Source organism: Pseudocolwellia agarivorans (assembly GCF_002000085.1).
In the GTDB taxonomy this organism is placed as follows: Bacteria; Pseudomonadota; Gammaproteobacteria; order Enterobacterales; family Alteromonadaceae; genus Pseudocolwellia; species Pseudocolwellia agarivorans.
This window is the reverse complement of record NZ_MUZU01000016.1, coordinates 36,248-51,371: the sequence shown is the minus strand read 5'-3', so window position 1 is coordinate 51,371 and position 15,124 is coordinate 36,248. Positions and strand designations below refer to the sequence as shown.

Genomic DNA, 15,124 nt, shown 5'->3' with positions numbered 1-15,124 from the left:
TAGGGAATAACCTATAATTCATTTGCGCGTGAAGCTAAGGTTAATATATGCGCTTTTGATACTATATGCGCATAAATAGCAGGTAACATATTTGCCTGCTTTAGCTTTATGGTGTCTTTATCAGCTAATGTATTTAAACGGTTTTCATCAATTAAATAGACACCATCAATGTTGTAAGTTTTTTGTGGTGTTTCAACAGATAAGCTTTGAGGAGTGAGTAACTCAAGTTCTAATAAAAGGGTAAAAAAGTGCTGAGTTATTTCTTGCTGATGTAAATAGCTGAGTAGGTCTTCTTGAATTTTTTTAAGAAAAGGGCTTTCTTTACCATTTTGTTCAAATAAAGGCTCACCATCTTTTTGATTAAAAGCGGGGTCGTCTATTCTACAAGTTAATAGGTATTCACCTGCGGATTCTGTATTTTCAATTAATTTGAAGTATTTATTACGAACAGCTTTAGGTAAATAAATAGATTGCCACGTGTCATTTTTTATCATCAAATTTTGCTCTGACTTTAATCCATAAAGAGCAACGGCACGAAATTGTCCTGTTTGATTGTCTTTAACAAACACAATCGGGTTTTGTGTCGCAACTGGAATAAATTCATTAATAACTAAAGGAACTATTTGTTCTTTTTTTAGTACATCGATATTTATTTGGGGAGTAAATCGAATATTGCCATGTGACTGCTTATTTAAATATACGAATTGATTATTGCTTAATTTTATAGAAGGGGAGTTCATAAAAAGCCCTATTATTTTATGCCTATCCTGAAACTTATTTTTACGGTATTGAATAGGGGGGAGGGAAACGATAAATACAAGGTAACTAGTAAAATACTAGTTACCTTGAATACTAAAGTTATACTAGAACTGTCCTCTTAGACCCACAGAGAATCGAGCACCAGTATCTTGTAATGATACGAATCTAGATGAAAAACGACTATATTCTCTTCTATCTTCGTCAGTTACATTGACGCCTTCAACAAATACTTCAAAGTTTTCATTGATGGTATAACTTGCTGACATATCAAGTTGGCCATAATCTTCAACAGTTATAGGCTCTCCACGTAAACAAGATGTACAAGACAGGTATTCACTACGCCAGTTGTAAGCTATACGTGCTTGAATATCACCTTCTTCATAAAAGGCAATAACGTTATAAGCATTTTTAGACAACCCTGTTAAAGCCCCTTGAACTTCTTCACCAGGAACTGCTTCAGAGTCACTATCCATATATGTATAGTTAGCTTGAACACCAAAACCATTATCAAATGCGTGTAACACTGAAAGTTCAATACCTGTAGCATCAGAATCTTCAACATTAATAGGGAGTGACGCATCAAAAACAAAATCTTTATTACCTTGAGAAACACCATCAACTATATAAGGTAAAGATAAGGTTCTTTGAGAGTTACCTTGGGCAATCCAATCTTTAATCGACTTGTTAAAATATGCTAATGCAATAGTGCTGTCATCTGCATAATAATATTCAAGTGATAAATCAAAGTTAGTGGCTAGATAAGGTTTTAATTCAACATTTGACCCCGTAATTGTACCGTCAAACTCTGGTATGCCTTGTGAGTTCGCTGTTTCTTTTCCTTTGTAGTCTTGGTTAGGTGTTAGTTGCGATAACTGTGGACGTGTTAGAGTTTGTGACCAACCCATTCGAGCTACAATATCTTCACTTACATTCCATCGAAAATTCAAGCTAGGTAAAAATTTATCGTATTTTGCGTTAGCTGAGATATCTTTACCTGATGCAGTATTTAAAGGACCATCACCAATAGCACTATTGTATGTAATATTTACTATTTCAGTACCGTTACCGAATGAAGTGGTTTCTGTTTCTACGTATCGAACGCCAACATTACCCGACCAAGCTTCGCCTACTAAATTTGCTTCAAGATAATACGCAATAGTCTCTTCGCCTACACGCCAAGATTTATCGACTCTATGTAACGGAGAAAAAATACCAAGAGAGTTACCTGACTGGCCTTCAGGCATAAATGCTTGTGCGGCATCTATTTTAGCGAGTGCATTAGCTGTTGCAGCATCTGCCGCTGTTTGCGCTTCTGCGAGCGTTGAATAGGTAGGATCACCATTTTCGAAATTATTAATGATCTGATGGCCAACATTAACTGCTTGTTCACGAACTCCACCATTTGGATCTGATAAAAAATCAACTAAATCTTGAACATCGTAAGTATAAAAGTTGTTAACTAATCCACCATAATCCGATAAAAATCCACCTTTAGGTGATGTTAAAGATAAAACACTTGCCGGAGGATTGTATCTGAAGCCGTTAAAAGCTGTAACTACAGTTCCCCATGAGGTTTCACCATTATTGGCAATTTTTTCTCGGTCAGAATAAGAAAAACCTGTTTTGATTGAGTCTAAAATACCCATATCATCTAGTTGCCAATGAGCATCTAATTTTACTTCAGTGATATCATCATCTCTGTCATCAGAGGTAAACTGAACATTATTTGGATAATAATCACTAGGATTACCAATAAAGTCTTTTTCTGGTCCATTCCATTGGAAGCCATCATCGCTTAAAGCAAAATTAGTCACGTCTTGGGTAGGGTTTGATAGTGCTACGCGTGCATTATTACCTGAACGACCTGACGTTGATGACTTATGCGCGTCGAGCTCTATGACAAGGTTATCATCTACATTCCATTCAACATTGATACCTAATGTAGTCGTTTCAACATCACGGCTATCAGAGTTTTGACTGGAACTATTCCATTGACCGGTCCCAAGTCTGTTTCCATTTTCCCATAATTGGAATACACCTTGAGATACAAGTGGTTTAGGTACTCGACTTAGAGAATTAACGGTACCATTTTCGTCTACATTAGCGTTGAAAATAGGGTTAGAAAACCAACGAGATAAGCTCGAATTACGATCTTCGACTTCTAATGCTGAATATAAAAAATCACCCGTAACTAATACGTCATCTACTGGAGACCATTGTGCCGTTAAGGTTGCTCCTATTCGTTCACGATCTTGTGTTTCTAATACTTGCTCGGCTGATTGTGGTCTGTAAGCCTGTATTTTATTTGCAGAGTCAGCAGGATCATTCGATGTTATTACTGTGTCTTCGCGCCATCCTCCAACACTTATACTATCAGCACGAGCATCACGTTGCAGGTAACTAAAAGATGCAAGTAAACCAAACTTATCATCAAAGTTTTGCCCAATAAAAAGTGATGCAGAAGGGCTAGTATCGCTTACAAGTGTATCGTGTACGCCTTTTATAGAACCAACAGCTTTAAATCCGTCTAAATCAAAAGGTCGAGCTGTTTTAACGTTTACCAAACCACCAATGCTACCTTCGACTCTTGAAGCTTGAGAGGTTTTATAAACATCGGCACCACTAATAAGTTCTGATGCGAGCAAATCAAAAGAGAAGCCTCGACCACCATTATCTGTAGGTACTGTACGATTATTTAAAGTAACAGTGTTAAATTCAGGACCAAAGCCACGGATGGATACCGTAGTCCCTTCACCTGAACTTCTATCTATTGATACACCAGTAATACGTTGTAGAGACTCTGCAACGTTTTGATCAGGAAATTTACCAATATCTTCCGCTGAAATGCCGTCATAAACTGATTCACTAAATCTTTTATTATTTAGTGACTGTACCAATGAGCCCTTGATACCTGTTACTACAATAACTTCTGTTTCTTGTTTAGCTTTTTCTTCTGCGTAAGCTAAGTTAGTCATTAATGGTGAAAGTATTGCTAAAACTGCTATTGCTGTTTTTTTCTTTTTAAATTGAATTGAGTTCATCATTTTTAATTATCTCCCCCGATAGTCATAATTAGTTATTCATACTAAAGATATTTATTGTATATCTTTCAAATTAAAGATATCTCATAGTATGTTGTCTTACAAGTGTTTTATGTTGTAAATAATTAACACCTAAATTATTTACAATTTATTTAAATGCTAAAAACCATATTTTTATTATTTAAATAAGAGAGGATTGTGATTTTTTTTGTTTATTTGTATTTTAAATCAATGTGTTATTTGAATTTTTCTAGTGTTTTATTTAAGTGTTCATTAAAGGCTAGGAGATATAATTTATTGTTTTATAAAATGAGCTAAGGCAAGTTGTTAAATGAAAACTTGCCTGAGTAATATGATGCTTATCATATAAGTTGAGGGTGATGATGCCATTTAGTGAAGTTATTTTGTCATTAATATTATATTACGAGATATTGGTAATATTAATAAATTGGCTTTCATCTATGTTGGTGGATGATACAACTTCATCAGAAAACTCATATGCTTTTCTTTTTTCAGTTCTATCTATGGCAAGGTTTGAAAAGTCGAATAAATCAGTATCTGCTAATTGACTTAAACTTACATTTTTGAGTGATTTAAATATATTTTGAACACGTCCTGGTGTTTGCTTATCCCACGCGTTAAGCATGGCTTTAATATTTTGTCTTTGAAGGTTTTCTTGCGAACCGCACAAGTTACAAGGAATGATAGGATAGTGTTGAAAGTTAGAATAATCTAAAATATCTTGCTCTCTACAGTGAGCTAAAGGCCTAATCACAATATTTCTGCCATCGTCAGAGCGAAGTTTTGGCGGCATAGACTTTAGTTTTGCACCATAAAACATATTAAGAAACATGGTTTCAACGATATCGTCCATATGATGGCCAAGTGCTATTTTAGTGGCTCCTATTTTTTCAGCAAATGAATATAAAGTTCCTCTGCGTAAGCGTGAGCATAAACCACAAGTGGTTTTTCCTTCAGAAATTTTTTCTTTAACAACAGAATAAGTATCTTTATCAACTATGTAATAAGGAATATTTAACGATTCAAGATATTCAGGAAGAATATGTTCAGGGAAGCCCGGTTGCTTTTGATCTAAATTAACCGCCACGATTTCGAATTGAATAGGGGCTGCTTTTTGTAATTTAAGCAGAATATCCAGCATTGAAAAAGAGTCTTTACCTCCCGATAAACACACCATAACTTTATCGCCATCTTCAATCATATTGTATTCAGCGATAGCTTGACCCACATTGCGTCGTAAGCGTTTTTCTAGCTTAGATAGTTGTAAGGCTTGCTCGGATGTTAGTTTTTTAACTGATACTTCAGGTGTTGTAGGTAAAGCGTTCATAAATGGTCTCAGGTTAATAGCGAGCGCATTATACCTAAAGCCTTGTGCTTAATAAACTAGATGAAAGCAGTATTAAATGAAAAATTATACTGCTTTATTTTGTGATTGAAAGTTGTAACTTAATTTTGATTATTGAACAAAAGGTGATTTATAGCCGTTAGGTTTTAATGCGAGTACATCACAGTTCAGTCGATCTATTACGTGTTCAGCGGTATTGCCAATTAATGTGGCTGATAATCCTGTTCTACCTATTGTACCTAAAATCACTAATTCTGCATCGATTTGATTGGCAACTTCTTCGATAACATCTTCAGGTAAGCCTTCTTTAACATAGGTATTTTCTTTGGCTATTTGATACCTTTCACAATGTTCTTTCATAGCATCTTGATGATGTTTTAACATGGTGTTGTTATATTCAACGGCGTTAAATTCGGGTATTTCTATGGTGATGTTAACGGGTGTACCAGGGTAAGAATTTACAATGTGCACGTTGGCATTTATTGTTTTTGCTAGGTCGCTCGCTTGTGAGGTTATTTTATGATTTAGTGAAAGGTGCTCTTCTTCATCACTACCGACATTTATTGCTGCAAGTATGTTGCCGTTTTCAGGCCATAAGTGGTCTTTAACTAATAATACAGGGCAAGGACATTTACGCAAAATATGCCAGTCGGTAGGTGTAAATATAACGGATTTTAATTTGTCGTGTTCGTGAGTGCCTTTAATAACAATGTCGTGATTGTGCTCAAGTACTTCGTTTATCACGGCTTCAAAAGGTCTATTGTGCCATACAACTTTGGTGTTGATAGTCAGCGATTCTGTATCGAGTTGTTCAATAATATTATTAAGCCATTGGTGTCTATCATCTATAACAGTTTGTCGCATAGATTCACGTTCATCGCTTGATAACATGGTGGTCATTTCGTAAGAAAAGTCAAAAATAGATAAGAAGGCCGTGATAGTGGCTTTAGTATGTTGTGCTAGTTCAATGCTACGTTTTAACGCTTTTTGGTCGTCTGTCGTAGGATCAATAACCGTTAGTATATTTTGATACTTTTTCATAATACTGTCCCCAATTATTTAGCTCGTATTTATAATACCATGAGTATCAGTATAGTGTATGAACGAGTGTTTTTTAATTGTTTTACATCAAGATATTCTTAATTAATAATATCTTGATGAAGAGGGGAATATGAAATTTAAAATAGAGCTTTACGGAATTAACAACAGTAATAATGTAACTTTTACTACTGTTGTTTAGACCCATCGAAGAAGCGCTTGAGCAAAATCACTTCATCAACAACGCTTTTCATAAGGGAGTAACCATTATCACAAAGCGTTGCCTTGAATTGATATCGCTCAAGCACTCTGAAATAGCCTCTTGATTGGTAACGGGTATATATCGAATTACAGTGAAGCCACTTCATTAAGCTTTTCAATATTTTTAATGGTAATGAGTTTGCCACTCACATCGATTAAACCATTTTTATGAAACCTATTCAGTAAGCGACTAATCGTTTCAACCGTTAAACCAATAAAATTACCTATATCGCTGCGTGTCATGGTTAATCTAAACTCAGACGCAGAAAATCCTCGTTCATGATATCTTTTACTTAACGTACTAATAAATGTTGCTAATCGTTGCTCTGCATTTTTATGGTTAAGTAGCATAAGCATTTCATGATCTGAACGAATTTCAGAACTCATCATTTTTAATATTTGTTTTTTAAGCTTTGGCATAGTGTTAGAGATAGAGTCTAACGTGTCGTATGGAATTTCACATACCATTGATGTTTCCAGTGCTTTAGCAAAACTAGGGTGTTCTGAATTGGCGATGGCGTCAAAACCTAATAAATCGCCTGCTAGATGAAACCCTGTAATTTGTTCTTCGCCTTGTTCATTAACGGTAAAGGTTTTAAATGTACCTGAACGAATGGCATAAAGAGATTTCATTTCGTCGCCGTCTTGAAAAATCTGTTCACCTTTATGGATAGGCTTTTTACGGTCAATAATATTATCAAGCGTATTAAGTTCTTGCTCGTTTAACGAAAATGGAAGGCATAATTCACTAATACTACAGTTTTGACAATGGATGTGTTGTTTTCCTGAGCAATTGTTGTTTTCCATAATGTCCATACTTAATCAAAGGTTAATTGATTTGGATCATATTCTAACCTTAACCTATATGCAATCGATTAAACGAGTAAATACAAGGTGTAAATACCATAACCAATAAGGCTTATTGCCATTGTTTTTCTAAAGAGGGGGTGGTTAAGTAGCGTTTTTGCTTTGATGAAGCTATACGACATAATAAGCAATGCTGGTAGTGTTCCTAAACCAAAGCTAGTCATAATTAACGCGCCCGCAGTTACGCTGCCACTCGCTAATGACCATGTTAACATTGAATAAATTAAACCACAGGGCAACCAGCCCCATAGCGCACCTAAACCTATGGCTTTTTGTGGTGAGTCTACAGGTATTAAACGTTTTGAGTAAGGTGATAAATATTGCCAAATAAATTTACCTAAGCGTTCAACTCTATTTAACCACATAAGCCATTGGCCAATATAAAGTCCTAAAAATATAAGAAATAGAGCGGATATTACGCGTAAACCAGCTAAAGGTACGCCAAGGTTTTTAGCCGCGACAGAACCTGTAAAACCGACTATGGCTCCAATAAGGGTATAAGATAATATGCGACCAAAATTATAACTGAAAACTAAAAGTGTTTTTGAGTACGACGAATGTTTAGGTAGAGCAGAGGTTAGCATTGAGGTTATGCCACCACACATTCCTAAGCAATGGCCAGATCCCAAAATGCCTATAATAAAGGCTGAAAAATAATCAATGTTCATTAACTATCTTTTGGTTGATTTGATGCGTTGGTGTTTTTATTCTTTTCTGATATTAATTCTGATGTTGATTTATTTTTATCAGCTGCTTGATCGTCATTTTCGTCAAACAAAATACTTAAACCTTGTTTTTCAAGATCATCAAATTGTTCTGTTTTAACTGCCCAGAAAAAAAGGTAAAGACCAATAGCCGTTAATAGTACCGCGATAGGAATTAATACGTAAATTATGCTCATTGAATATATTAGCCTTTTGTATCTTTTTTGATATTAAGTAAGCGCAGTGAGTTAGTCACAACCAATATTGAACTGGCCGACATACCAATAACTGCGAGGTAAGGCGTAATATAGCCAGCCATTGCTAACGGTAACACTAAGGCATTATAACCAAATGCCCATAAGTAGTTTTGCCAAATAATTTTTTTAGTTTTTTGAGCAATGAGTTTTAACGCGGTAATATTCGTTAAGTCACTGTTTAATAAAATGATGTCGGCACCATTTTTTGCTATGTCTGTACCACTTCCCATGGCTATGGCTATATGAGCTGCGCTAAATACAGGTGTGTCGTTTACACCATCACCCACCATGGCAACAATATGGTCAACTTGTTTGGCTTTTAATAGTTCAACTTTATTTTTAGCACTTAAATTACTGTGAGCTTGAGATAAATGCAAAGCAGACTGTGTTTTATCGCAACCGGCTTTATTGTCGCCTGAAAGCATTAAGGTTGATATTGATTGTTCATGCAAGTTTTTAATTAAGCTAGCGGCGTTATCCCTTACACTGTCTTCTAGGTAAAAGGCAGCGATAAGTTGTTCGCCTGTTACTAATACGCATTGAGCATTATTCACATTAGCTTCTGAATCGGCTAAACGTAGGGTGGGTAATAACCAACTGGGTTTACCTATTTGGTAGGTTTCGTTTTGATAATTACCTGAAACGCCTGAACTGGGTGTTACTTCTATTTGGGTGACATTAAGAGAAAAGTCTCTATGTTTAATAAATGCTTTTGCGATAGGGTGTTCTGAATGAGATTCTAATCCAGCAGCAATAGCTAATACTTGTTTTTCGCTAAACGCACGATCAAATAATTCCACCTTGGAGATGGTAAATTCTCCCGTGGTTAACGTGCCTGTTTTATCAAAAGCAAAACAATTAACGTTAGGTAAGGTTTCCATTACGTGGGCTGACTTTATTAATATCCCTTTATTATTAAGCGTAACCGTTGCACAAGTTAATGCGGTTGGTGTTGCTAAAGATAAAGCGCAAGGGCAGGTTGCCACTAATACCGAAAGCGTTATCCAAAAGGCTTCTTCAGGTAAGTGCATTTGCCAATATATAGCCGTTGCTATTGAGGTAAGTAAAATGGTTGCGACAAAATATTGCGCTATTTTATCTGAAAGTTTGGCTAATTTGGGTTTATGGGCTTGAGATGATTCACTTAAGCGTATCATCTGATTTAAGAATGAGTATTGATTTTCTTTTTTGACTTCAACCGTAATATTACCATCGCCGTTAATGGTACCCGCTAAAACATTATCGCCAATATTTTTGTTAACAGGTGTTTGCTCACCAGATAACATCGATTCATTAATTTGGCTAGTACCTGAAATAACCATGCCATCGGCAGGTACTGTTTCACCAGGCTTGATCAGTACAAGATCAAACTTCTTTAAATGTTTAGCGGCTATTAATTTTTCTTGCTGAGTTGTGCCTTTATCGTCAGTGATAGAAACAAGCTTGGTTGCTGTCATCGGCATTAGCTTGAGTAAGTTAGCCGAAACATGAGAGGCTCGCATTCGCGCTCTAAACTCTAAAAACTTGCCAATAAGTAATAGGAAAGTAAACATGGCTACTGATTCAAAATACACTTCTCCTTGCTGACTAACGGTTGCCCAAGCGCTGGCAGAAAAAGCAAGCGTTATAGCAATAGAAACTGGAACATCCATTGAAAGGCGTTTTATTTTTAATGTATTTATCGCACCTTTATAAAAAGGAAAAGCGCCATAGGTAACTATAGGTAAAGTTAAAATTAAGCTAGCCCATCTTAAATAAACAAGATTGTATTCAGACATATCTGAAAATGCGCCAAAATATAATCCTACGGCAATCATTAATACCTGCATCATTAAAATGCCTGAAACGCCTAAACGTTTGATAAATGATTTACTTTGAGCTCTGTTTAGTTCTTCGATTTGACTGGCTTTAAAGGGAAGTGCTTTATAACCGATGCTGTCTATGCGTTTTAATATTTCACTTAACTTTAGCTGTTTATCTTGCCATTTAACGGTTGCTCGTTGTGTTGTTGCATTTACGGTAATAGAAATTATGCCGGTGGTTTTTGATAGCTGCATTTCTATTAACCATGCGCAAGCTGCACAGCTAATGCCGTCAATCGTTAAGATAGCTTCTTTGTATTCGTTTGTTTTGAACGTAAATTCGTCTTGTAAGCTTTCATCATCTAAGAGTTGATTACGTTGTAATTGCTGCGGAACTAATTGCTCACCCTTTTTAGCTGGCTCTGTGCGGTATCGGTAATATTCCGTTAAATTATTTTCAACAATTACCTTAGCAACGGCTTCGCAACCTATGCAGCACATAGGTTGAATAACGTTATCAATTTTAACCGACAAATCTATACCTTTAGGAATAGATTCACCACAATGGAAGCACAAAGATGACATAGATTGTTTTAGTTCTGTAATGTTAGCTCAGTATTATGCGTTTTATTATACTAATGTAAGTATGTGTAAAATCGCTTTAACTGTTTTTAGGTGCAGGCTCAATACTAATGGCTGAAGCTTGAGGTAAATATATCGTATTTTGAATTTTCCATTTATCATCAAAAGTAGATAATGTGATTTGCCATTTACCTTTAACGTCATGATCTAAGTGATGTCTGAAATTACCATCGCCATCTGGAGTTAACGTTAAAACAAAATCTTTTTCTTCTTGCGTAGGGTGGTAAAAATTAACAGTAAGCAATGAAAACTCTTTTTCTATACCTGTAGGTTTTATTAAAAGTTCATCGTCTTTTAATGTAAGAGAAAATTTCATGCCTAATTTTTGAGCTAATTTTATTTTACTTAGCTCTAAATTAATTGCTTTTCCTTTTTTATAATAGTTACCGACTACAAGTGGATCAGGTTCATGGTTGGCAATAATATAAGTAGCTATACCTGCTACAACGGCTGAAAACGGTAATGCGAATACGAGCCAAGCCCATGGCTCTTTGTACCAATATGTTGTCATTTATATGCCTTTGTCATGAAAATAAATAAGCGCGCATTATACGTTTTTATTAGTGATGAACCAATAAAAGATGGAGGGGAATTGATTTAAATCTATAATTTTATGTGAGATAGGTATAATTATTTTCATTTAAATTATTATACCTGATAAGGAGTCTTCATTGATTTACCCTGTGTTTTCTATGGTTTTACTCACATTAGTTGTCGGAATTATTGCCTTTTTTACACGTGTAAATAGTGTAAAAGCACGCAAAGTTAACCCCAAAGCGTATAAATTAATGGATGCGGAAAGCTTCCCTGAGAGTGTAATTAAAACCACGCGTTGTTTTAATAATCAATTTGAAGTGCCTGTGTTATTTTATGTGGGATGTTTGTTCTATGTTGCTTTAAATGTTTCCAGTGTTGTTGGTTTATACTTTGCGTGGGCTTTTGTGTTATTACGCGCAATGCATGCTTATATTCACATTACCTATAATCATTTACTACATCGTATTATTGTTTTTTGGCTAGCGGTTTTTATGGTATTAGGTTTATGGATAACCTTGATGCTGAATATGGCGTAAATAAATGAGAATAAAAAAAAGGAGTTATGATTAGCTCATCTCTCCTCTTTATATCACTTTTAAAAAGCGGCTTATAAAGTTACGCCGTTTTTCCAAATAGAAATTTCACGATTATCGTTAATTTCGTTATTTGTTTTTTCACCTGATGCAACTTTTAGTAAGTAACTAAATAATTGTTCAGCACATTCATCAATACTCATATCAGACGTTAATATTTGGCCTGAATCGAAATCAATCCAATGTTTTTTACGTGTCGCTAAATCTGTATTCGACGATATTTTTACCGTAGGAACAGGAAAACCTAACGGGGTTCCTCTACCTGTAGTAAAGAGAATAATGTTAGCTCCAGCAGCAGAAAGGGCAGTTGAAGATACCGCATCATTTCCTGGTGCTTGTAATAAGGTTAATCCTTTGCCTGTTGATGCTTTTTTACCATAACCAATCACTTCATTAATAATGGCTTTACCCCCTTTTTGAATGGCGCCAAGGGATTTTTCTTCTAATGTGGTTAAACCGCCAGCCTTATTACCTGGTGATGGGTTTTCGTAAATAGGTTGATTGTTTCTAATAAAGTAATCTTTAAACTCTTGCACAAGGTCAACAATTTCAGTGTAAATTTCTTTATTACTGGCTCTGTCCATAAGTACTTGTTCAGCACCAAACATTTCAGGGGTTTCAGTTAAAATAACGCGACCACCGTATTGAGTCAGCATATCCGTAATTCGGCCTACAACAGGGTTTGCTGTTAAACCACTAAAACCGTCTGAGCCACCACATTTCATACCTAAAGTCAGTTGGGATACAGGTACTTCGGTACGAACGTCTTTGTCCATTTCATTCAGTAATTCTTCAACGTATTTCAGACCCACTTCAATTTCATTATCTACTTCTTGAGAGTTAAAATAACGTACTTTATTGCTATCAATATCTTTAGTTTCAGACATTAATGTAGATAATTGATTATTTTCACAACCTAAGCCGATAACTAATACACCACCAGCATTCGGGTTTTGCATTAAGCTACTTAACAGGTTACGTGTATTTGATAAATCATCACCTAATTGAGAGCAACCAAATGGGTGTGTTAGTGCCACAAATTCATCAGCGCGACCTTCAAATTGCCTTTTACATAAATCAGTAATACGTTTAGCTGATTGATTTACACAACCTACGGTATTAATGATCCATAAATCGTTTCGGATACCAACCTTACCATTTTTACGTACATAACCTTTAAAAGTAGGCATGTTTGTTTTATCAACTAATGGTGTGGGTTCTTGATCATAATGATAGGTTTCACTACCGTTTAACTTGGTGGATAAATTATGACTATGGATATGAGACCCCACGGCTATATCAGCTGTGGCTTGACCAATAACAAAACCATACTTAACAATATCGTCGCCTTGCTTTAAATTTTGTAGCGCGAGTTTATGCCCTTTAGGTATCTCTTGGCTGAGAATTACGCTTGCATATTCTTCAGGCAAAATAGTGCCTTGAGCAAGAGTGGAAATGGCAACGGCAACATTGTCATCATTATGTACTTTGATTACTTGGCGAAGTAAATTATTTTCAGAGTTTTTCACGTTAATAAAATTCTTAAATATGATCGTGAGTAAATCATATCATTTATATATAAAAATGTTAATCTTTACTTAATGGTCTAGCCGTAATATTATCAAATATGAAATTTACTATTTATTATTTAGAAAAATTATCTTTTGCATAATAAATATACACAGTGTTGAATGTTAAAAAAATGTGCTGTGTAACAAAGGCAAGCCATAATTAAAACAGTAGTTATCAAAACAATATAATTTTATATATAAACCATTTGGGTTGTTTATAAATAGGGGAAGTAAATGAGTACAAGCGCAAACGAAACCATTGGCGAACCGTCAACGGCTAACAATGAAGATCAATCTTCAAAACCTAAAATTTTAGAAGCACAATATATAGTCCCTTTTATATTAGTCGCATCTTTGTTCCCGTTATGGGGTTTTGCAAATGACATAACCAATCCATTGGTGAAGGCATTTAAAGATATTTTTCTTATTTCAAATGCTCAAAGTAGTTTGGTGCAATTTGCCTTTTATCTTGGGTATGGCGTTATGGCGATACCTGCCGCTATTTTTATTCGTCGATTTTCTTATAAATCAGGCATATTACTTGGTTTAGGGCTGTATGCTACAGGTGCGTTATTATTTCTTCCGGCTTCTATTACTATGGAGTTTAATTACTTTTTAGCCGCACTTTGGATTTTAACTTGTGGTTTAGCGCTATTAGAAACTACTGCTAATCCTTATGTGTTATCTATGGGACATCCTGATACATCAACACAGCGTTTAAATTTAGCGCAAGCATTTAATCCTATTGGATCACTTACCGGTATGTTTGTTGCCTCTAATTACATTTTGGGTGAGTTAAAAGTTGAAGAGTTTAGATTAGCCGAAAAAGCAGCAAACCCTGAATATGCAAACATGTTACCGTCAGTTGTTGACGGTAAGCTAACACAAGCTATTCAAGACTTTTCTGTAGCAGAACCTGCTGCACATCAAGCGATGCAAGCGGCTGATCTAGTAACTGTTCGTGGTCCTTATATTGCGATAGCTGTTGTTGTTGGCATTTTGTTTCTAGTATTTTTATTTAATAAATTACCTAAAACCATTTCTAACGATCACCCATTAACCCTTAAAGAATTAAAAGAAACCTTTGGTCGTTTAATTGCTAATAAATGTTATTTAGAAGGGGTGTTAGCACAAGCCTTTTATGTTGGCGCACAGATTATGTGTTGGACGTTTATTATTCATTACGGCATGACATCAGTCGGCTTAACCGCAGCAGAGTCGCAACAATATAATATGATTGCTATGGGGGTATTTTTAGCAAGCCGATTTATTTGTATTTTCTTATTGAGTTTTGTTCGTCCGGGCCAATTATTAATGTTGCTTGCAGCAGGTGGTTTTGCCTTGTCGTTAGGTACCATTTTCTTAGGTGGTTATACTGGTTTATATTGTTTAATTGGTATTTCAATTTGTATGTCGTTAATGTTCCCAACCATTTATGGTATTGCCCTTAAAGGCATGGGCGATGATGCAAGTTTAGCATCTGCGGGTTTAGTTATGGCGATTGTAGGTGGTGCACTTATGCCACCATTACAAGCAAGCATGATTGATGCTGCTCCTATTATTGAAGGCATTCCATCGGTTCAAACTTCGTTTGTTTTACCTCTAATTTGTTTTATTGTTATTTGTATTTTTGGTTACAGAGCGCATAACAAATATAAAGTATAAGTTATTTCGCAAAGGCTAAAA

12 protein-coding genes are annotated in these 15,124 nt (G+C 35.4%); 2 read left to right on the top strand and 10 right to left on the bottom strand.

Features of this window, described 5'->3' with window-relative positions; translation table 11 throughout:
* Nucleotides 1-11: 11 nt before the first annotated feature.
* The 9 genes from B0X80_RS18295 to B0X80_RS18255 all read right to left on the bottom strand — a co-directional run bounded on the left by B0X80_RS18295 (nt 12) and on the right by B0X80_RS18255 (nt 11,248).
* Nucleotides 12-740 carry a SapC family protein gene (locus B0X80_RS18295; protein WP_077342930.1) on the bottom strand — a complete coding sequence of 243 codons (729 nt, stop codon included), beginning with the start codon at nt 738-740 and terminating at the stop codon, nt 12-14.
* A gap of 123 nt (nt 741-863) precedes the next feature.
* Nucleotides 864-3,803, bottom strand: coding sequence for a TonB-dependent receptor (locus tag B0X80_RS18290; RefSeq protein ID WP_077342928.1), 2,940 nt, complete (start codon nt 3,801-3,803; stop codon nt 864-866).
* Between the two features lie 418 nt (nt 3,804-4,221).
* Nucleotides 4,222-5,148 carry a tRNA 2-thiocytidine(32) synthetase TtcA gene (gene ttcA, locus B0X80_RS18285; protein ID WP_077342926.1) on the bottom strand — a complete coding sequence of 309 codons (927 nt, stop codon included), beginning with the start codon at nt 5,146-5,148 and terminating at the stop codon, nt 4,222-4,224.
* A gap of 129 nt (nt 5,149-5,277) precedes the next feature.
* Nucleotides 5,278-6,207 carry a universal stress protein UspE gene (uspE, locus tag B0X80_RS18280; RefSeq protein ID WP_077342924.1) on the bottom strand — a complete coding sequence of 310 codons (930 nt, stop codon included), beginning with the start codon at nt 6,205-6,207 and terminating at the stop codon, nt 5,278-5,280.
* A gap of 345 nt (nt 6,208-6,552) precedes the next feature.
* Nucleotides 6,553-7,281, bottom strand: coding sequence for a fumarate/nitrate reduction transcriptional regulator Fnr (gene fnr, locus B0X80_RS18275; RefSeq protein WP_245825498.1), 729 nt, complete (start codon nt 7,279-7,281; stop codon nt 6,553-6,555).
* Nucleotides 7,282-7,340: 59 nt separating this feature from the next.
* Nucleotides 7,341-8,000 (bottom strand): sulfite exporter TauE/SafE family protein, encoded by a 660-nt coding sequence (locus B0X80_RS18270; RefSeq protein ID WP_077342920.1) that lies wholly within the window; start codon nt 7,998-8,000, stop codon nt 7,341-7,343.
* The gene (gene ccoS / locus B0X80_RS18265; RefSeq protein ID WP_077342918.1) at nt 8,000-8,233 is read right to left on the bottom strand and encodes a cbb3-type cytochrome oxidase assembly protein CcoS; all 234 of its coding nucleotides are present in this window, start codon (nt 8,231-8,233) and stop codon (nt 8,000-8,002) included. Before ccoS ends, B0X80_RS18270 begins: the two co-directional genes overlap by 1 nt.
* A gap of 8 nt (nt 8,234-8,241) precedes the next feature.
* A complete protein-coding gene (locus tag B0X80_RS18260; protein ID WP_077342916.1) occupies nt 8,242-10,680 on the bottom strand; it encodes a heavy metal translocating P-type ATPase in 2,439 nt (812 codons plus the stop codon).
* Between the two features lie 76 nt (nt 10,681-10,756).
* On the bottom strand, nt 10,757-11,248 hold the full coding sequence (locus B0X80_RS18255; protein ID WP_077342914.1) for a FixH family protein: 492 nt from the start codon (nt 11,246-11,248) through the stop codon (nt 10,757-10,759).
* Between the two features lie 160 nt (nt 11,249-11,408).
* On the opposite strand from B0X80_RS18255, the gene B0X80_RS18250 reads away from it, so the two are divergent.
* Nucleotides 11,409-11,810, top strand: a complete 402-nt coding sequence (locus B0X80_RS18250) for an MAPEG family protein (protein WP_077342912.1) — start codon at nt 11,409-11,411, stop codon at nt 11,808-11,810.
* A gap of 71 nt (nt 11,811-11,881) precedes the next feature.
* On the opposite strand, the gene B0X80_RS18245 is transcribed toward B0X80_RS18250, so the two are convergent.
* Entirely contained in the window at nt 11,882-13,396 is a 1,515-nt protein-coding gene (locus tag B0X80_RS18245) for a UxaA family hydrolase (protein ID WP_077342910.1), read from the bottom strand.
* 276 nt (nt 13,397-13,672) lie between these two features.
* On the opposite strand from B0X80_RS18245, the gene fucP reads away from it, so the two are divergent.
* Nucleotides 13,673-15,103: an L-fucose:H+ symporter permease gene (fucP, locus tag B0X80_RS18240; protein ID WP_077342908.1), complete on the top strand. Its 1,431-nt coding sequence runs from the start codon at nt 13,673-13,675 to the stop codon at nt 15,101-15,103.
* The last annotated feature ends 21 nt before the right edge of the window (nt 15,104-15,124 follow it).

What these genes read in the sequence shown, in the direction of transcription:
- B0X80_RS18295 (WP_077342930.1), bottom strand. Translation starts at nt 740, where the DNA reads ATGAACTCCCCTTCTATAAAATTAAGCAATAATCAATTCGTATATTTA.
- B0X80_RS18290 (WP_077342928.1), bottom strand. Translation starts at nt 3,803, where the DNA reads ATGATGAACTCAATTCAATTTAAAAAGAAAAAAACAGCAATAGCAGTT.
- ttcA (WP_077342926.1), bottom strand. Translation starts at nt 5,148, where the DNA reads ATGAACGCTTTACCTACAACACCTGAAGTATCAGTTAAAAAACTAACA.
- uspE (WP_077342924.1), bottom strand. Translation starts at nt 6,207, where the DNA reads ATGAAAAAGTATCAAAATATACTAACGGTTATTGATCCTACGACAGAC.
- fnr (WP_245825498.1), bottom strand. Translation starts at nt 7,281, where the DNA reads ATGGACATTATGGAAAACAACAATTGCTCAGGAAAACAACACATCCAT.
- B0X80_RS18270 (WP_077342920.1), bottom strand. Translation starts at nt 8,000, where the DNA reads ATGAACATTGATTATTTTTCAGCCTTTATTATAGGCATTTTGGGATCT.
- ccoS (WP_077342918.1), bottom strand. Translation starts at nt 8,233, where the DNA reads ATGAGCATAATTTACGTATTAATTCCTATCGCGGTACTATTAACGGCT.
- B0X80_RS18260 (WP_077342916.1), bottom strand. Translation starts at nt 10,680, where the DNA reads ATGTCATCTTTGTGCTTCCATTGTGGTGAATCTATTCCTAAAGGTATA.
- B0X80_RS18255 (WP_077342914.1), bottom strand. Translation starts at nt 11,248, where the DNA reads ATGACAACATATTGGTACAAAGAGCCATGGGCTTGGCTCGTATTCGCA.
- fucP (WP_077342908.1), top strand. Translation starts at nt 13,673, where the DNA reads ATGAGTACAAGCGCAAACGAAACCATTGGCGAACCGTCAACGGCTAAC.